Here is a 503-nt window from a genome sequence, read left to right on the forward strand (position 1 = left end):
CTGTTGAGCTTCATCAAGATGGTATGGGCTGATCAAGTTACGAGATTCAAAAGCTTTCTCTACCGCTTGTTGACGCTCTTCTGCTGTTGCATCTGCGCCCATTTGAACCGCTGCAAATAAATCAGCCATGAATGCTTTATCTGGTGTTGCGTCGAGCTGCATAACAGCAGTGTAGAAGATAATTGCACTGATCTGAGCACTTTCATTGAAAGTCACGTGCATCTTTTCAACTTTTTGCTCTGTTAGCGATTCAATTTGAGGGACAAACTCTTCCATTGAACGACAATGGCCGCAAGTTAGGGCAAAAGCTTCGGTTAGTGGCGCTAGATTGTATTCTTGAAGAGAAACAGGCAACACTTCGTATTGCTTACCTTGTTGTGGCTGACTATTGCCGCTGTCACATGCTGACAGAGCCGCAATAGCGGCAAATAAAGCGACGCCTTTTGAGATAGTTTTAAACATAACAACGCTCTGAATGAGAAATTTACGGTAGTTTATCGGTT

General features: G+C 43.5%; 1 protein-coding gene. It reads right to left on the reverse strand.

The window, feature by feature from the left end; all coding sequences use genetic code 11:
* On the reverse strand, positions 1-462 hold a 462-nt coding region (locus R7F64_RS24475; RefSeq protein WP_318072232.1), incomplete at its 3' end, for a thiol:disulfide interchange protein DsbA/DsbL.
* Between the last annotated feature and the right edge of the window lie 41 nt (positions 463-503).

Origin of the sequence: Vibrio sp. Vb1980, from assembly GCF_033338615.1 — a bacterium.
Taxonomy (GTDB): domain Bacteria; phylum Pseudomonadota; class Gammaproteobacteria; order Enterobacterales; family Vibrionaceae; genus Vibrio; species Vibrio alginolyticus.